General features: G+C 38.6%; 18 protein-coding genes. 9 read left to right on the top strand and 9 right to left on the bottom strand.

Annotated elements, in window-relative coordinates:
- Window positions 1–112: 112 nt before the first annotated feature.
- The 5 genes from JM79_RS07030 (at window position 113) to JM79_RS07010 (ending at window position 3831) form a co-directional block, all read left to right on the top strand.
- Complete coding sequence (locus JM79_RS07030) at window positions 113–1129, top strand: AraC family transcriptional regulator (protein WP_141877473.1); 1017 nt, start codon at window positions 113–115, stop codon at window positions 1127–1129.
- Window positions 1126–1869, top strand: a complete 744-nt coding sequence (locus JM79_RS07025; RefSeq protein ID WP_141877472.1) for a DUF3891 family protein — start codon at window positions 1126–1128, stop codon at window positions 1867–1869. Before JM79_RS07030 ends, JM79_RS07025 begins: the two co-directional genes overlap by 4 nt.
- Before the next feature lie 101 nt (window positions 1870–1970).
- On the top strand, window positions 1971–2441 hold the full coding sequence (locus JM79_RS07020) for an ASCH domain-containing protein (RefSeq protein ID WP_221625444.1): 471 nt from the start codon (window positions 1971–1973) through the stop codon (window positions 2439–2441).
- A gap of 192 nt (window positions 2442–2633) precedes the next feature.
- On the top strand, window positions 2634–3197 hold the full coding sequence (locus tag JM79_RS07015) for a TetR/AcrR family transcriptional regulator (RefSeq protein WP_141877470.1): 564 nt from the start codon (window positions 2634–2636) through the stop codon (window positions 3195–3197).
- 67 nt (window positions 3198–3264) lie between these two features.
- The gene (locus JM79_RS07010) at window positions 3265–3831 is read left to right on the top strand and encodes a carboxymuconolactone decarboxylase family protein (RefSeq protein ID WP_141877469.1); all 567 of its coding nucleotides are present in this window, start codon (window positions 3265–3267) and stop codon (window positions 3829–3831) included.
- Window positions 3832–3879: 48 nt separating this feature from the next.
- Here the strand turns inward: JM79_RS07010 and JM79_RS07005 are convergent, their stop codons facing one another.
- A complete protein-coding gene (locus JM79_RS07005) occupies window positions 3880–4152 on the bottom strand; it encodes a hypothetical protein (RefSeq protein WP_141877468.1) in 273 nt (90 codons plus the stop codon).
- A gap of 185 nt (window positions 4153–4337) precedes the next feature.
- On the opposite strand from JM79_RS07005, the gene JM79_RS07000 reads away from it, so the two are divergent.
- Complete coding sequence (locus tag JM79_RS07000; protein WP_141877467.1) at window positions 4338–5741, top strand: MBL fold metallo-hydrolase; 1404 nt, start codon at window positions 4338–4340, stop codon at window positions 5739–5741.
- A gap of 43 nt (window positions 5742–5784) precedes the next feature.
- Here JM79_RS07000 and JM79_RS06995 read toward each other — a convergent pair whose 3' ends face one another.
- Window positions 5785–6372, bottom strand: a complete 588-nt coding sequence (locus JM79_RS06995; protein ID WP_141877466.1) for a class I SAM-dependent methyltransferase — start codon at window positions 6370–6372, stop codon at window positions 5785–5787.
- Window positions 6373–6460: 88 nt separating this feature from the next.
- Here JM79_RS06995 and JM79_RS06990 point away from each other — a divergent pair, with 88 nt between their 5' ends.
- The 3 genes from JM79_RS06990 to JM79_RS06980 are packed head-to-tail and all read left to right on the top strand — an operon-like array spanning window position 6461 to window position 7988.
- Complete coding sequence (locus tag JM79_RS06990; protein WP_141877465.1) at window positions 6461–6808, top strand: rhodanese-like domain-containing protein; 348 nt, start codon at window positions 6461–6463, stop codon at window positions 6806–6808.
- Between the two features lie 9 nt (window positions 6809–6817).
- Window positions 6818–7531: a DUF2490 domain-containing protein gene (locus JM79_RS06985; protein ID WP_141877464.1), complete on the top strand. Its 714-nt coding sequence runs from the start codon at window positions 6818–6820 to the stop codon at window positions 7529–7531.
- 1 nt (window position 7532) lies between these two features.
- Window positions 7533–7988 carry a methyltransferase gene (locus JM79_RS06980; RefSeq protein ID WP_141877463.1) on the top strand — a complete coding sequence of 152 codons (456 nt, stop codon included), beginning with the start codon at window positions 7533–7535 and terminating at the stop codon, window positions 7986–7988.
- Between the two features lie 47 nt (window positions 7989–8035).
- Here the strand turns inward: JM79_RS06980 and JM79_RS06975 are convergent, their stop codons facing one another.
- From JM79_RS06975 to JM79_RS06945, 7 genes are all read right to left on the bottom strand, one after another.
- Entirely contained in the window at window positions 8036–9052 is a 1017-nt protein-coding gene (locus JM79_RS06975) for a transporter (protein WP_141877462.1), read from the bottom strand.
- 28 nt (window positions 9053–9080) lie between these two features.
- Window positions 9081–9476: a hypothetical protein gene (locus JM79_RS06970; RefSeq protein WP_141877461.1), complete on the bottom strand. Its 396-nt coding sequence runs from the start codon at window positions 9474–9476 to the stop codon at window positions 9081–9083.
- Between the two features lie 86 nt (window positions 9477–9562).
- Window positions 9563–10951, bottom strand: a complete 1389-nt coding sequence (locus JM79_RS06965; protein ID WP_141877460.1) for a TolC family protein — start codon at window positions 10949–10951, stop codon at window positions 9563–9565.
- Window positions 10948–12300 carry an HlyD family efflux transporter periplasmic adaptor subunit gene (locus JM79_RS06960; protein WP_141877459.1) on the bottom strand — a complete coding sequence of 451 codons (1353 nt, stop codon included), beginning with the start codon at window positions 12298–12300 and terminating at the stop codon, window positions 10948–10950. The genes JM79_RS06965 and JM79_RS06960 overlap by 4 nt, the downstream gene beginning before the upstream one ends.
- 5 nt (window positions 12301–12305) lie before the next feature.
- Complete coding sequence (locus JM79_RS06955) at window positions 12306–13970, bottom strand: ATP-binding cassette domain-containing protein (protein ID WP_141877458.1); 1665 nt, start codon at window positions 13968–13970, stop codon at window positions 12306–12308.
- A complete protein-coding gene (locus tag JM79_RS06950) occupies window positions 13963–14649 on the bottom strand; it encodes a TetR/AcrR family transcriptional regulator (protein ID WP_141877457.1) in 687 nt (228 codons plus the stop codon). The genes JM79_RS06955 and JM79_RS06950 overlap by 8 nt, the downstream gene beginning before the upstream one ends.
- Before the next feature lie 133 nt (window positions 14650–14782).
- The gene (locus tag JM79_RS06945; protein ID WP_141877456.1) at window positions 14783–16954 is read right to left on the bottom strand and encodes a xanthine dehydrogenase family protein molybdopterin-binding subunit; all 2172 of its coding nucleotides are present in this window, start codon (window positions 16952–16954) and stop codon (window positions 14783–14785) included.
- Window positions 16955–16967 lie beyond the last annotated feature (13 nt).

Below are 16967 nucleotides of genomic sequence, written 5' to 3'. Positions count from 1 at the left end.
TTTTACATTTGAGCTTAACGATATTCTTCTAATTAGGAAAGGTTTAACTTCAGATTCCTGCAGGAATAGAGACTTGTTAATATTTTAGTATTACAAAAATCGACCACCAAAAATGCAGACCGTCAAGATCGCTGAAACTTCAGCAAAATCTATATTAAAAAAATTAGCATCAGCTTTCGATACTGACTATTCAGAGAACTATGGAGAAGCCTATATAGAGTTTTCAAACGAGCATGGAGATGGAATAATTTCAGGTATCAACTTCCCGAGTGGCGTTGGAATTTTCAGATTTGAAACCCAGTTAAAGGAAAACACCTGCCTCAATTTTCATGGAGATCTGGTGCATCCCTTTAAATTTATATACGTGCTTGAAGGACGACTGGATCATAGTTTTCATAACGAGGAGATTGTTCATCATATTGAAAAGGATCAATCGGTGATCATTGGCGCGCACAGTGGCAGCGGGAATAAGATCATGTTTCCAGGCGGGATGACTATTTCAGTAGTTATGCTGGATGTGGACAGGAAGAAATTTGTGGATCAGCTCACATTTCCACTGGAAGAGATGGACGACATCTATCACAGGATCTTTGCAGATACGAATGCCATTCGTACTCTTTATCACCATACGCAATACAGTCTTAAAATGTCTCATCTCATCCAGGAGCTAAGAGATTTTACGACGCCCGGACTGGAAAGGGTCAGCTATCATGGTGCAAAAGCACTGGAGCTTCTTACATACATGCTTATGCTCTACCGGGATGATAGTAAACCAGAGGACCATCAAAATGTACTCAGGCAAAGAGATCTTGAAAAGGTAAAACAGGTGATCTTTCAAATTGATAAAAACATCGCAGAGCTTGGCAATATTATTTCCCTGGCACAATCGGTTGAGATTACCGAAACTAAATTACAGGAAGGGTTTCAAATACTTTTTAATTGCACAGTTCATGAATACATTCAGCGCAAGCGGATGGAAACTGCGATGCTTTTATTACTGAAAACCAATAAGACCATTAGTGAGATCGTATACGAAGTCGGACTAAACAGCCGAAGTCATTTTTCCAAGATCTTTAAAGAAAAGTATGGAATGACTCCAACTGCCGTAAGAAAAAAAGATAAAGTATGATCGTTAATTCTAACGCTGAAGGCTGGGAGATCTTCTCACATTCTGCACATGGATTGCTTGCGGGTAAAATTGCAGACGAACTGAAGCAAGATATTAAAGGTAGAAACTGGGTCGCTACTTTAACTGCGATCGTAGAACATGATGACCGGCAATTAAACTTCAGAGAAAAGGATTACCTCACTAAAATTGGAACTCCGCAGGATTTTCTCGATGAGGACAGAAATATCAACGAGATCATTAAAAGAAGTCGCAGGTTACTCGAACAAGCCAGGCTCAAGTCAAGTTGGGTAACGATTTTAGTAATGAAACACCTGGAGTTCTTATACCAGGATCTTTCCGAAGAAAGCAAAATGATCCATCGCTTTATGAACGAGATCAGTGTGGAAATAAAGGATCTCATGAAAGTAAATTCACTAAATGATCGTGAGGTACATGAACTTTACCAGATCATGGTATTTGCAGATAGATGTTCACTTATTCTTTGCCAGAACGGAGTACCTGCAAAAGATCGCGAATTAGAGATCAATACAAGTATTCAAAACAGGAAGTATGTGATCTCAAGAAATGAACATGACGAAATATTTATACATCCCTGGATCTTTGAACAGGATTCTTTTGAATTAAGTTGTGAATATAAAATGCTGGAGAAGGCCTCATTCTCTGGAAACAAAGAATTTGAAGATTGCCTACGGAATACTCCAATCAGCTTGAGGCATTGGAAAATTAGTAAACTGAAATGATTCTTCTTAGAGCTCAGCAGATTCTTTATATATACTAATGTAGTTAACTGAAATTTTCTAGTGATCTTAGTAATGCTAACCATTGCAAAAAAGGCATGAATATGAAAACTACGTCTGATATTGAAAAGTTTTGGAACAGGTTTATAATTTCCAACCCAGATTATTGTTCCAAGGCAATTCCGCAATCCTACTATTTTTGTGATAATAAAAAGGACGCAGATGAGTGTGCAGACCTGGTTGTGCAGGATATTAAGAAAGCCACAGCTACTTCCCTTTGGTATTTCGAGCAGCATAACGAAATATTACCGAAAATTGGTGATCTCGCAATTGTAACAGACTGGACTGGAAATCCCAAAACAATCATCGAAACTACTAAAATAGAACATGTAGCTTTTAATCAAATTACCGCGGAAGTTGCAGAGATTGAAGGAGAGGGAGATAAGTCGCTTAAATATTGGAAAGAAGTACATCAGGCTTATTACGAAAGAGAAATGGAAACTTACAGTGATGAATTTGATGAGAATATGATCATCGTTTGTGAATATTTCAGAAGAATATATAGTGAAGTTTGATTTTCGAATAGTACAATCAATGAAACTATAACTGCTTCGCATTATTCCAGGATAGATCAATGAAATAGTAGTGTTAAGACTATAAAACAGTGATTGTGCAAGTAATGTCTTGTGATATTAAAACCTGAATGATAAGGTTTTCTTAAAGCTTATGGAGTAAACTAAACGATTGGTTAGATTTGCACCAGCATTATGGCAAGATCCAAAAAATATAATGAGACAGAAGTAGCAGAAAAGGCAATGAATCTTTTCTGGAAAAACGGTTATGCCAATACATCTATGCAAATGCTCGAGAAAGAAATGGGAATTAATAAGTTCTCTATCTACTCCAGCTTTGGCAATAAAGATGGTCTATTTCTAAAAAGTCTGGATTGCTATAAGTCAAGATTGTTCGTTCTAATCGATAAGCTTGTAAAGTCAACAGAAGGCATTCCCGCGATCAAGGAATACTTCTACGACTTCGTCGATTTTACGAGAGACACTAAAAATGGTAAAGGTTGCCTGGTTACCAATACTGCGAATGAAATTGGTTTAGAAAGCGAAGAGCAAATTCCGCAGGTTTTAAAGAGTTTTACCGATGAGATCAAACAGGTTTTTGCTGATAAACTTAAAATTGAAAGAAATTACAATCTGGAAAAGATTGAAGAACAGGCAGATTACCTATTGATATCGATGTTCGGACTTTCCTCTGCCACCAGAATTTTTTCTGAAGAACAATTGAGACATTACATAGAGAACATATTTAAAAACATATAAAAAAATTTATCTTAAAACTAAACGATCGTTTAGATAAGATTAATTCTTTAATTAAAAATTGATAATTATGAATACTGAAAAGAACACAGACGTTTTAACTGTACACACGAAAGAATCTGCTCCTGAAGGAGGGAAAGAACTTTTAGAAAAATCTGAAAAAGCTTACGGTTATGTACCTAATCTGCATGCGGTACTTGCAGGTTCACCACAACTACTGGACGCTTACCAACAATTGCATGAGCTATTCTCTAACTCTTCATTTGACAAGGATGAACTAACTGTAGTATGGCAAACAATTAATGTGGAGCATGAATGTCATTATTGCGTTCCAGCTCATACAGCTATCGCCAAAGCGATGAAAGTGGATGATGCTATTAGTAATGCTTTACGTGATAAAACTGAACTACCTTCTGAAAAGCTTGAAGTTCTAAGAAATACGACGCTTACTCTTACTAAGAATCGAGGAAATATCTCTAAATCTGAGATCCAGAAATTCTATGATGAAGGTTATTCTCAAAGACAATTGCTTGATATCGTACTAGGACTTTCTCAGAAAGTGATTAGTAACTATACCAATCATATTGCAGAAACTCCAATCGATAAAGGTTTTGAGCCTTTTAAGTGGAACGCTTAATTTTACATACATATTTTAAAAAGAGCAGCCCCAAAAGGCTGCTCTTTTTTATGCTTTCAATTTAGGTTTATCCGACTCACAGCATTCCTGGCAAAGTTTTACGTTTTCATATTCCTGGTTCGCCTGTGTAAGGATCGTATCAACATCATTTCCTCTTCCTATTTCCACTCTTCCACTCTCATCAGGTAACAATTCACAGTCATCCAGATGTAGTACATGATACTTACCAAATCTTAATCGCTTTTCAACATAAAAAATGTGGATTTTCTTACCATTTCTAAATAGGCTAAATAGAGTATCGAAGAGTTGCTGTACATTCATACATTAGTTTATGGTAATTTAACCGCTTTGTTTTGAATTGGTGTTTCTGCTATTTTAAATAAAGTGAGTTCGCATTATCTCTTTGTTAAGGGCGCGGGTTTTATTATCCAAAGCTCTTTAGGTGACCAATGTTACTTTAGCTTTCAATCTGCAATCCTATCTTTGTATTATCAAACACTACAATCATGAAAATCGAACAAATTTATACTGGATGCCTGGCTCAGGGCGCATATTATATAGAGAGTGAAGGAGAAGTCGCTATTATAGATCCGTTAAGGGAAGTTCAGCCTTATCTGGATAGGATAACTGAAGCTGGCGCAAAACTCAGCTATATTTTTGAAACACATTTTCATGCCGATTTTGTTTCGGGACACGTAACACTTTCAGAAAAAACAAATGCTCCCATTATCTACGGGCCAGAGGCGAATCCAGGGTTTGACGCTATTCTTGCTGAAGATGGACAGGAGTTCAAACTAGGTAAGCTGAAGATTAAAGTGCTGCATACTCCGGGACATACCATGGAAAGCACGACCTATCTACTGAAGGATGAGAATGGTAAGGATCATGCCTTATTTACGGGAGATACGCTTTTCCTTGGAGACGTTGGTCGTCCTGATCTTGCTCAGAAAGCCGCCAGTATGACCCAGGAAGAACTCGCAGGAATATTGTATGATAGTCTTAGGGAAAAGATCATGCCGCTTGCAGATGATATTATAGTATATCCTGCCCACGGTGCAGGTTCTGCCTGCGGAAAGAATATGATGAAGGAAACAGTGGACACGCTTGGTAATCAAAAGAAAATGAATTACGCTTTGAGAGCAGATATGACCAAAGCTGAATTTGTGAAAGAAGTGACTGATGGTTTACTACCTCCTCCTGCCTACTTTCCAATGAATGTCAAGCTGAATAAAGAAGGTTACGAAAGCATCGATAAAGTGATGGCTAAAGGCTTACAGGCACTAAGTCCTGAAGCATTTGAAGCGGCAGCGAATGAGACTGCTGCGGTCATGCTGGATATTAGACACCAGGATGAATTTGCAAAATCACATATTCCTGGCTCCATATTTATAGGTCTTGATGGCAGTTTCGCTCCATGGGTGGGCGATCTTATTAAAGACATTGCACAAACAATTCTACTAATTGGTGATGAAGACAGAATTGAAGAAGCTATCACCAGATTGTCCAGAGTTGGTTTCGATAATACCATTGGCTATCTTAAAGGTGGTTTCAAATCGTGGATCGATGCTTCTAAGGAAACCGATACTGTGGAAACGATCAGTGCGATAGACTTGAAGACAATTGTAGAAGACGCACCTGTTTTTGATGTAAGAAAACCAGGCGAATTTCAATCTAAACACTTGCCTAACGCAGTTCACACAGCTCTTTCCGAAATAAATGAGCACCTTTCAGAATATCCTGAAAATGAGAAATTTTATCTTCATTGTGCCGGCGGTTACCGGAGTATGATCGCTGCTTCAATTTTAAAAAGCAGGGGAATTCATAACCTTGTCGATGTACAGGGTGGTTTTAAAGCCATCAGGGATGCCGGTCTCAAAACGACTAACTACGTGTGTCCTTCTACATTATAAGCGATACACTACTAAATATATAAGGCGGTCTATTTGATCGCCTTTATTTTTGTAGAACCAGGGTAGTCATCGCTCTAATATCCTGAACATTCGTAGTCTTTATAGGTTCCAGCAATTTAAGATCGTATTTGTCCAGCAATTGGGAAATAGTCTCTCTGTCTAAATAAAAGCCTGCTTTTCTATCATTATAAGAATCAGATAATTCTTCTGTAGCTTCCAGCAAACCAATATTAGAAGCTGTTCTAATTAAAATACTTCCTGTAGGCTTCAAAACTCTTATCAATTCTGAAAACATTTTATAAAAATGATTTTCATCTTCAGCAAAATGAAGTACAGCGCTGCAAATCATATGATCAAAATGAGCATCTGGAAATGGTATTTCTGAAAGCCTTGCATGCATCAAATTCTCCTTTAAATTTGGAAAGATTTCCTGCGCTATGCTCAATCTTTCCAGATCCATGTCAATTCCCCAAATATCATAATCAAAACCGGCGAACCATCTTAGATTTCTTCCTTCACCACATCCTGCATCAAGTATTCTATCATTTCTCCTATACTTCTGCTTCATGATCCGGTCGATCAGGTAGATATCCATGTTTTGTATGTATTTAAATATTTGTGATTCTTCCATCGGAGTCTTATTTTCGAAACAAAGATAGAGAAGCAACTTATGTTACTCAACAGGTGGCAATTCTATCTTACTTTAGCAAAAAAATTAAATGAACCTCTTCCAAAGATTATTCCGAAGTCAGCAAAACAAAAATCACAACATAGTCAGGTTAGATCCGGTTGATTTTAAAAAAGCTATTTCAAAAAATTCCGGGAAACTTATCGATGTGCGTACGAAAAGAGAATTCGCTACCGGTGTAATTCCCGGCGCGATCAATCACGATCTTATGCAAAAGAATGATTTTCTACAGGCATCATTTCATTGGTCCAAATCTGAGCCTGTTTATCTTTACTGTCAGTCCGGAATGAGAAGTATGAAGGCTGCCAGGCTTTTATCCCGCAATGGTTTTACAAAGATCTATGATTTAAGAGGAGGAATCTCAGGATATGATCTCTAAAAAAAATTCATGAGAAAAATAAATTACGCAATCTTCTTATTATCAATTTTAGGTTTTTCATTTGCAGGGCATGCCCAGGATAGAAAGGAATACGGCAGCTGGAATGCTGCATTTGTAACTAAGAATATTGGCGAAGACTGGCATGTAAGGCTCGAATATCATCATCGTACCACTTCTTTTCTTAAGTATCACGAACAAACTGTAATTCGGCCGTCTGTCGATTATCGACTTGATAGTATTTTTAGTTTTGCTGCCGGGTATAGTTATCTGCATAATGATCAAAATATAAACATCGCCAAACCAGATTTTTATGAGCATAATCTCTGGCAACAGGTTGCACTGTCCCACGAAATTGGTTCAATGAATTTTAATCATCGATTGAGAGTAGAGGAACGTTTTATCGATGCGATCGTAGAGCGTGATGGCCAGGAACTTATTGATGGTAGTAATTACCGAACCCGACTAAGATACCGCTTGACAGCCAGTATAGGTGTCTTGAAAAATCCTAATATATCTCTGGTAGCCTATGATGAGTTATTTCTAAATTTTGATTCCGGAATCTTACCGGACACGGTGGATCAAAACTGGGTGTTTATAGGTCCACGAATAGGCATTGCGAAAGGCCTGAATATTACTTCTGGTTATCACTTTATAATCTTACCGCGATCTGGAAATGATCTGCACAGGCATATATGGGATACTATTTTAAGTTACACTTTCTAAAATGACGCGCCTAGGGAATTTGCAGGTGAAGGATTACTTTTTCGTTAGTCTGCAGCTGCTATTATTCATTACTTATTTCATACCAGTAGATCTCTTTAGAATAGAGCTCTCAGGTTGGTTAAGAATGATCACCTTGCTTCCCGGCATCTTTGGAATTGGGTTGGCTTTATTTACACTATTTCAACTCAGAAATATGTTGTCTGTTTTCCCTACACCAGTAGATAGCGGTAAATTGATTACCAGTGGTGCATTTTCGATATCCAGGCATCCAATATATACTGCAATAATTCTCTCTGCTTTTAGCTTCGGAATCTTTTCTGAATCGGAATTTAAACTTATCATCACCGTGTTGCTACTCATATTATTCTACTTCAAATCAAATTATGAAGAGAAACTTTTACTACTGAAATATCCGGAATATGCAAATTATAGAAAGAATACCAGAAAGTTTTTATAAAAAAAGCCACTCTGCAGAGTGGCTTTTATATTCAGCAGCTTTAAAGACTACTTTTTTGTACTCAATGAATATTGAAGTCCGATAGTTCCAGCAAGCTGGTTTTTCATCTGAATACCATTCATTTCCTGGTATAACGGTAGCTTTACTTCAATGCCCACTCTTAGGTTCTTTAATGTACCGGTTGGCACATAAAAATTACTTCCTAAACCCAGATCTAACTGACTTCTACCCGAATTGATAGTATCGAATAAAGGCATCATCATAGGGTTCATTGCTGCATCTACTCCATCGATCTCCTGTTGATCGAAGTAACTTAAACTACCTGAAACACTCCAGCTTTGAAATAGACTATAAGCTGTCCATGCGACTGCATCAAATCGATTTCCTAAAGTATAATCCTGAGAATTTTCACCTAATCTAAATTTGAATTTTGGCTGGAAACCCCAGGAAAGTTTATCAGTTTGTCCAAGATAAGTAACTCCTACTGTTGGATCTAGCGTACCACTACCCAGTTGCATAGGGTATGCAAGTCTAGCATTTTCCATCATTGGCGTATCACCGGACTGCTCTAGATCGCCGGTAGGAATTGACACACCAATATTCGTGTGCATTTTTTGCCTGTTCTTATCATAAAAGTTCACCAGCGCATTTACGGCGATATCACCAAATCCTGAAGATTCTGTAGTGAAATTTATACCCATTTTAGATCTAAGAACCATATCGTTATCAATATAGTTCAGCATAGCCGCAAGGGTTACTTTATTGGAAATGGCGTACATCGCTCCAAGCATATGCATATCCATACGCATATCTTGAGGAACCGCCATATACCTGTCGAATGCCTCTGCATTTTCGATCTCACCACTACCATTTATCAAACCGTCCATCCACATTGGTATATATCGGTATGAGAGCATAAACTCACCTTTGTTATGAGTATGATCACCCATAATACTAATTGGTGCATGTCCATCTGCCCTGTCACTACTCCACTTCTCCTGCGCTACCATCATGTTTGAGCACATCAATACTGATCCCAGAAAAGGGATTAAAAATTTCTTCATTTCTTAATATTATAAGTTGACTTATTTTTTACACGGAAAGCAGAAAATTCCGCGGAGGAGGAGAAGGAATTTCGGTAATATATTCTGTAGCAACTATTTTGTAATCAGGCAATACCTTACTAGAACCTGTAACGAATTGATTTGTAAATATTTTAATTCCCTGATGAAAATAGAGCGGAAAAGGTTTATACCTGTAATCAACCAGTTGTTTTTCTGAAGTATCATTCTTGATAATAGAACTTTCTGAAAGCTGATCTTTTAGATAACACTTACCATCACATTCAAGCTCGGGTTTATCCTTATTGATACATAGAACCTCTACTATATAATCGTAATTGATAAAATATTCGAAAACCGGAACTACAGGTGCAAGCATGCTCCAGATAAAGAGGGAAAGTACGAATAGACTGAAAGACTTTTGCATGGCCATTTTTCCGACCGCAAAGATACTATGAACAATGGCTTGAAACTTAAATTTCCTTGGAAATTGTAATGATTTCGAATGTTAATTTATTCCAGTATTGCCAGAACCTGCGTAAGTTCAGCGCGAGTGTTCCAGAGTTTCTCCTGTACGCTAATCTGCTTCAATCGTGCGCTTATTAGACTTTTTTCCCGGGTATTGACGAGAAAAACAGAACTTTCACCAAGTTGCAGCTTTCGCTCTTCAGCATTAAGCATGATTTCGTAATTTTCTACCAGTTGATTGATCATCAATACCTGCTCCTGGTAGGAAAGAAATTGCTCTTTCAGCGCTCTTATTTTATTCTGAAGATTGAGCTGTTCACTATATAATTCTAATTCTGCATCCTGAAGTTTGATCTTCGATTTTTGTAGATCTCCGCGTTCTTTCCGAAGAAATAAAGGAATACTGAAGTTTACACCCACCTTATAATTCTCATTGACAAAACTTCTTAAAATATCGGGATCACCACTTAAAAAATTATATTCCAGATCCAGCTTTGGAAGTAATTTATTCGCCTTCAATCTTCTGTCAAATTCCAGAATTTCTACTTTATACTCCAATGACCGAATTTTTGGGTGCGTGGTAATTTCAGTATCGCTTAAGAACTCGGCAGGAATCGTGCTATTCTCGAACAACGCATGCTCGGGATACACACGCTCCCTAATGACCAAAGGTGTGTTATTTTCAGCCCATAAATAAGTTCCTAATTGCTGAGAGGCTTTGAAAAACTTCAATCGTGCCTGCTCCAGACTCAGCTTACGGTCCTGTATTTGAATATCGGCTTCCAGGGTATCAATAGCCGGCTTATCCCCTACTTCAAAGCTGGACAGGATTCCGTCATATCGAAACTGCGCATTCTCAATAAAGTTATTGTAAAGCTTAAGCTCCCGATACGCACTAATCCAGTCAAAATAAGCTACAGATGCTTCATACAGAATCTTGTTCACCGCCAATTGTTGATCTGCAATAGACTGCTGCTGGTAGGCTTTTGCTTGTTTCAATGCAGCCATTCGCTCATTGATGAACAAACCCTGTCCTATAGGCACAGATATTCCTGCTGCAAATAAACCATCATCTGGCACCGTGTTTTGCGGATTCAAATAAAAACCTTCGTTCTGTTCAAATTTTGCCTTCAGTTCAACTCCATACCAGGTTGGGATCTTGAAAGCCGCATTGAATAGATCGAAATAACGGGTATCCTTAAAGTCCTTTCGATCGTAATTGGCCTCGATCTTCGGGTCAAATCCACCTCTAGCCTTCAGCAATTCCGCATCACCAAGATCGGTTTTCAGCCTGGCTTGTCTAACTACCGGATGAAAGGTTTTAACCATCTGCAGGTATTCTTCAAAATTCAGAACAATACTATCCTGAGTCTGGCCATATTGTAACATAGGCAGAAGCAGTAAGGCAATAAGAAATGTCTTTTTTAAACTCATTGCTTCTTGTCGGTTTGAGTTTGACCTTCCGGAGTATAATAATTTGGAGGGAAACCATTTAAATGTCGCCATAATTCATACCAGATAGGCACGTCTTCCAGTAGCGCCAGGGTATTCGCTCCAGAGCCCACTCTTAAAGCATCTGGCCAATCGTGATCGTTTTCATCTGGTGCCAGTAATACTCTGTACTTTCCATTCGGACTTATAAAATTCTCTATAGCGACCACTTTTGCTCCGTAAGTACCGTAAGACACATTCGGCCATCCACTAAAAACGATCGCAGGCCAGCCATCAAATTGTACTCTAACCTCCTCGCCTTTATGTAATAATGGAAGATCAATTGGTTTCACAAATGTTTCCACGGCAAGGTCATAATCTGAAGGCATGATATTCACCAGCTGCTCTCCTTCTTTAAAAGTTTCGCCAATCCCGGCTTTGATTGCCTTATTAATATAACCGTTCTGCGGAGCTTTGACGTAATAAAGATCCTGCCTCATTTCATAATTAGTATAGGCATTCTCCAGTTTACTCACTTCAGCCTGGGCATCGAATTTCCCTGACTCTGCAGAAGATCGATCACTCTGAGTTTTGGAGATCTTGTCGCTATATTCTGCAGCAGTACGATTAATTTCGATTCTGGCATTAATAATATCGTTTCTACTCGCCATCAATTTATTCTCTTGCGAAATCAGTTTCGCCTGAGTTTCCTGCAGTTTAAGTCGCTTTTCTTCTACATCTGTCATCGCTTTCAAACCCTCTTCCTGAAGAGTTTTAGTACGATTAAACTGAGTTTCAGCAATGCTCAAATTTGTTTTTGCCGCCTGCAGATCAATGCTATCGCTTTTTGTTTTCAGTTTTGCCTGTTCCAATTTGTTTCTTGCCTGTTCCAGCTTAAGTTCTCGTTCCTGTGCCAGGGCCTGTAACTGCGTGCCTAGAGCAGAGATCTTTTGATCATAGGATTTCAGGGAATTAGACTTGGAGGCAACCTGGTCTCCAGTTCTTTCTACAAGTGATGGATCAAAATATTCGTTTTTGACTTCGGTAATATGTAGGATCGTATCTCCTTTTTCCACATAATCTCCCTCATTTACATACCATCTTTCGATCTTACCCGGAATCACTGATTGGATTGTTTGTGGTCTTTGCTCCGGACTTAAAGTCGTTACAGAACCATTTCCCGATATCGTCTGGGTCCACGGAAGGAAAAGTACGATCACTCCAAAGATCGCAGAGAACTTGAGAAACCTGTTAAAGTATTTAAAGTGTCTTGTGTGCAGAACCTTTTTCCCGGCTTTGAATTGCCTTAGGTCAACCTGCTCATTCAATGGATTTCTAGTTATGTTAAGCATAGTCTTTAAAGATTAGATTCAAGTTTACCATCCCTTAGAATGATATGACGATTACAACGATTCTGCCATACTTCATCTCCACTAGCGACTATAATAGACCATTGTTGATCTTCAGACATTAAATGATCTACAATACGCTTCTCCTCTTCATAATCGATTTGATGTAAAGGTTCATTCAGAATTAACAATCTTGGGTTCCGTAATAACGTCCTGGCCAGAATGATCTTCTTGGCGACCGTATGCGGTAATTTCATTCCCTCTGGATAGATCAAAGTTTCCAGCCCATCGGGTTGCTGACGAACGAATTCTTTTAAGCCGGTTTTATCCAGTACCGAAAAAATTGCTGAATTGGTAATAGTATTATCAGCGAATGTAAGGTTCTCTAATAATGTACCTTCAAACAATGACTCCTCTGTAAGCGACTGTCCAAGCAGACCATGATAATAGTTGAGATCTATATTCTTCAACGAAATTCCATTCACATATATCTTTCCCTGAGTTGGTTCTATCAATCCTGCGATAATCCTAAGTAATAAAGACTTCCCGGAACCATTTGGACCTTTCAGGAGTATCTTCTCACCAGCCCTAATTGTCAAATTAATATCTTTTAGAACTTCCTGTCCATCAGGAGTTTTGAAACCAATATTCTTAAGTTCTATTTCCAGATCTTTATGTTCAGAAAAAGAAGTGTCCCCTCCAGATCTTTCCAGTTTCTTGTCTACTACTTCTCCAAGTTTTTCAAGGGAAGTCAGTAAATCGTAAAAGTTTTCCAGTCCCATGATCATTTTCTCTACAGAACTAATGATCAATAAAATAATGATCTCTGCAGCTACAAACTGACCAATATTCATTTGCTGATTAAGCACGAGGAAACCTCCTATTAAAAGTAAACCGGCAGTCACGAGAGTTTTAAAACCAACCATTTGAATGAACTGAAGCTTAAGCACCTGGAAGTGGCTCTCACGTTCTTCAAGATACTTAGTTACAAGTGCGTCATTCTTCTGGATGGCATGTTTGGTTTTTCCAGCTACTTTGAAACTAATTAAAGTTCTGGCTACTTCCTGAATCCAGTGAGCGATCTTATACTTCATCTTGGATTCCTTGATACTCGTATTCAAACCTCTTTTTGCGGTGAATCTGAATACCAGATAAATTAGAAGTACCAGTAATATTCCGTAGAAAATAAAGAAAGGGTGATACAGCGAAAGCAAAATTAATCCAAAAACGATCTGTAAAATCGCGGCTGGAAAGTCCAGAACCAGTTTGGCGATTCCCTTCTGAATGGTGATTACATCAAAGAATCTATTGGCAAGCTCAGGAGGATAAAAGTTCTCAAGCTCAGACATTTTGATCTTTGGAAATCTATAGGTAAATTCAAAAGATGCCCTGGTAAATATTTTTTGCTGAATATTCTCAAGAATCCTGATCTGCATTAGCTGAAGCACTCCTACAAAAGCAACCCCCAGAGTCACTAAAATTACCAGAATTATCCATGAAGTCGTAATACGAGCACCCTGAATAAGGTTTACAATAGCCTGGATTCCTAATGGTACCGAAAGGTTTACCAATCCGGCGAAAATTGCATAATAAAGAATTTGCAGAAAATCTTTTTTATCAAGCTTTAGCAGGCCAACGAAGCGCTGCCAGGCGGTCATTTTTTCTTCAGCCATTGAGTTCAATTTTTAGGGTATTGATCACGAGGTCTTTAAAATAATTGGATACACTTTTCTTTTCTGAACAGTCTGTTATCGACTGAATATGGTCTTTTAGAAAATGCTGATGTAAAGCGCCATCCAGAACCATGCTGGAAAGGCTAAGAGAATATTCATAATCTGAAGATACTTCAGAAATCATTTCCGCAATTCTGGTAACCAGTCTTTTGTAAATGGAAAAATAACCTTCTTTATTATCTGTTTCCACCTCTTTGGTAAGATAAGATTTTGAAGATTCATTGATGATAATATGGTTCAAGGCAACCTCATTTATATGCTGAAACCTAAAATCCTGAACAACAGGATGCGTAATCACTTCGATGGCTTTCAGTAATTTTTCATTGGAGTCTGAAATGCCATAGGTGGACATGGTCAGCTGAAATTCTTTCCATCCCCAGAACCAGTTGGTTATATAAACCAGGAACTTATGTTTGTTCTCAAAATAACGATAGATAGAGCTTTCGTTTGATTTTATCTGAACACCTAGCTTTTTAAAGGTGAACTTCTCAAAACCTATATCATCAATGAGAAGGATTCCCTGCCCTACAATTTTTTTCCCTAACTCACTGGACTCAGGATCTTTCAGAAATAATTCTGAATTCACCGAAATATTTATGTTCTGATATAATTTATCCACCTAATCTTATTTCAGGCAAATCTAATAGTAATACTATTAATATATGATAGTTTATATCTTAATTAACAGTTGTTAAGCTCTCATGAGGTGCAAAAAAACCCGGAAAATTTTCCGGGTTGTTATCTTAAACTTCCTAAACACCGGGTTCAAGCGGTGCTTCGATTAGTTTCTCAGGTGTTATAGGTAATTCTCGCATTCTCTTACCAGTAGCGTTAAAAATGGCATTTGATAACGAAGCGGCGACACTCGTAATTCCCAGTTCCCCAATTCCTTTGATTCCCATTTTGTTCGCGATCTTATCTTCCTCCGGCAGGAAAATGACATCAATGTTCGCCATATCCAGGTTGACAGGTACATGATAATCTGCGAAAGAACGAGTTATAAAATTCCCGAAATTTGGTTCCACATCTGTCTTTTCGGCGATAGCCATACCTGCTCCCATGGTGAGACCACCAATTATTTGTCCGTATGCAGTTTTGGGATTTAAGATCTTTCCGGCAGCTCCAACATTTACCATTCTTTCGATCCTCCACATTCCTGTATCTTTATCTACCCACACTTCAGCGAAGTTGGCACCAAAAGAGAATACAGAATGTTTTTCAAATTCCGTGGAAGGCTCTGCCATCCCGGTCATTTCAAATTTAGTGATCTGGTTCTGCTTCAAAAGTTCAGTTAAAGCAACCTCCTCATCTTTAGGAATACTTCTATTATCCTTTAGTTTCATGACTGCATTCTCACAGGCAGCTCTCGCTCCATTACAGTAAGATGCGGCACCCCACGATCCTCCAGATCCAGGAGTTACCGGGAAGTTAGAATCTCCAAGCTCTACCTTGACCTGTTCTACAGGAATTCCAAGATATTCCGCAGCAGTTTGAGCCACGATTGTATAAGTTCCTGTACCAATATCGGTCGCATCCATTTGTATAGTTGCTTCTACCTTATCTTCTACAAGTTCCAGAAGTACTTTTGCGTGAGTTTTGCGATAAGGCGAATTTCTGGAAGCTGCGCTAACACCATAACCTACAAGCCAGTTTCCTTTTACATTAGTTCGAGGTTGATCCTTACGATCTTTCCACCCAAATTTTTCAGCGCCAATGCGTAAACATTCTACCAGCAATCGGGAGGAAAAAGGTTGGTTCTTATGAAGATCTGTTTGAGTATCGTTTTTAATTCTGAACTCTAACGGGTCCATTTTTAATTTCCAGGCCATTTCGTCCATCGCAGATTCCAGTGCAAAACTTCCGGTTGCTTCTCCCGGAGCTCTCATGGCAAAAGGTGTTTGCAGGTTCATGGGCATTAGCCGCTCAGTCACCTTTGCATTCGGACTGTTATATAACATTTTTGAAACCATTCCGCAGGGTTCCTGGTAAACAAGATTAGGTGAAGTATGCGACAGGGTATCATGAGATAAGGCTGTCATGGTTCCATCCTTTTTAGCACCAATCTTCATCGTTTGCTCATTCTTCTGTCTAAGACCTGTATTAGTGAACATCTGGGTTCTGGTCACTGTTACCTGCACAGGTCTGCCCACTTTTTTAGCCGCCATAACCGCTAAGGTTACATGTCGTTCTACGTTAAGTTTGGAACCAAATCCTCCACCAACATAGGCTGCGATCACTCTCACATCCTTCTGCGGAATCTGGAAAGTATCTGAGATAGCAATTGTAGCATCTTCCACCATTTGCTGACTAGCATACGCTGTTACCTTACCATTATTCCACTCGGCGATAACCGCATGAAGTTCCATGGGATGATGATGTTCGATAGAAGTGATATAAGTCTGCTCAACAACCTCATCTGCCTCAGCAAGTCCTTTTTCCATATCACCACGAGAATAATCTGAATCCTCACTTGGAAAAAATGCATTATCCCGTTGTTTATCAAAATGTATCGCAGGATCACTTGCCTTACTATATTCGAATTTAACCAGTCTTGCAGCATATTGAGCCTGCTCAAAAGTTTCAGCAACCACAACCCCTACGTATTCTCCATAATAGTGCACTTTATTACTCTGAAGTACCGGTGCAATTGTATCTGTAGCGATCTGATATCGATCTTTCTTGAAGTCATTAAGCTTTTCAGCATTCTTATGAGTGATTACCGCCAGTACGCCGGCAGAATTTTCTGCTTCCGTAGTATCTATAGAAACAATAGTTCCTTTCGCTATGGTACTATTGATACCCTGTGCGTAAACCTTATTCTCTATTGGAAATTCTGAAGCATACGTAGCTTTTCCGGTAACCTTCAAATGTCCTTCTACTCGGTCTATAGCTGCACCAACTCCAGTTTTGTTCATTGTCTTCATCTTATAATTTTTT

Origin of the sequence: Gramella sp. Hel_I_59 (genome assembly GCF_006714895.1) — a bacterium.
Classification (GTDB): Bacteria; Bacteroidota; Bacteroidia; order Flavobacteriales; family Flavobacteriaceae; genus Christiangramia.
Note: the sequence above shows the minus strand (reverse complement) of the source record. Positions and strands in the feature narration are given on the sequence as shown.

What these genes read in the sequence shown, in the direction of transcription:
- JM79_RS06980 (WP_141877463.1), top strand. Translation starts at nt 7,533, where the DNA reads ATGACGCGCCTAGGGAATTTGCAGGTGAAGGATTACTTTTTCGTTAGT.
- JM79_RS07010 (WP_141877469.1), top strand. Translation starts at nt 3,265, where the DNA reads ATGAATACTGAAAAGAACACAGACGTTTTAACTGTACACACGAAAGAA.
- JM79_RS07005 (WP_141877468.1), bottom strand. Translation starts at nt 4,152, where the DNA reads ATGAATGTACAGCAACTCTTCGATACTCTATTTAGCCTATTTAGAAAT.
- JM79_RS07030 (WP_141877473.1), top strand. Translation starts at nt 113, where the DNA reads ATGCAGACCGTCAAGATCGCTGAAACTTCAGCAAAATCTATATTAAAA.
- JM79_RS07015 (WP_141877470.1), top strand. Translation starts at nt 2,634, where the DNA reads ATGGCAAGATCCAAAAAATATAATGAGACAGAAGTAGCAGAAAAGGCA.
- JM79_RS06955 (WP_141877458.1), bottom strand. Translation starts at nt 13,970, where the DNA reads ATGGCTGAAGAAAAAATGACCGCCTGGCAGCGCTTCGTTGGCCTGCTA.
- JM79_RS06975 (WP_141877462.1), bottom strand. Translation starts at nt 9,052, where the DNA reads ATGAAGAAATTTTTAATCCCTTTTCTGGGATCAGTATTGATGTGCTCA.
- JM79_RS06960 (WP_141877459.1), bottom strand. Translation starts at nt 12,300, where the DNA reads ATGCTTAACATAACTAGAAATCCATTGAATGAGCAGGTTGACCTAAGG.
- JM79_RS07020 (WP_221625444.1), top strand. Translation starts at nt 1,971, where the DNA reads ATGAAAACTACGTCTGATATTGAAAAGTTTTGGAACAGGTTTATAATT.
- JM79_RS06970 (WP_141877461.1), bottom strand. Translation starts at nt 9,476, where the DNA reads ATGCAAAAGTCTTTCAGTCTATTCGTACTTTCCCTCTTTATCTGGAGC.
- JM79_RS07000 (WP_141877467.1), top strand. Translation starts at nt 4,338, where the DNA reads ATGAAAATCGAACAAATTTATACTGGATGCCTGGCTCAGGGCGCATAT.
- JM79_RS06995 (WP_141877466.1), bottom strand. Translation starts at nt 6,372, where the DNA reads ATGGAAGAATCACAAATATTTAAATACATACAAAACATGGATATCTAC.
- JM79_RS07025 (WP_141877472.1), top strand. Translation starts at nt 1,126, where the DNA reads ATGATCGTTAATTCTAACGCTGAAGGCTGGGAGATCTTCTCACATTCT.
- JM79_RS06985 (WP_141877464.1), top strand. Translation starts at nt 6,818, where the DNA reads ATGAGAAAAATAAATTACGCAATCTTCTTATTATCAATTTTAGGTTTT.
- JM79_RS06945 (WP_141877456.1), bottom strand. Translation starts at nt 16,954, where the DNA reads ATGAAGACAATGAACAAAACTGGAGTTGGTGCAGCTATAGACCGAGTA.
- JM79_RS06990 (WP_141877465.1), top strand. Translation starts at nt 6,461, where the DNA reads ATGAACCTCTTCCAAAGATTATTCCGAAGTCAGCAAAACAAAAATCAC.
- JM79_RS06965 (WP_141877460.1), bottom strand. Translation starts at nt 10,951, where the DNA reads ATGAGTTTAAAAAAGACATTTCTTATTGCCTTACTGCTTCTGCCTATG.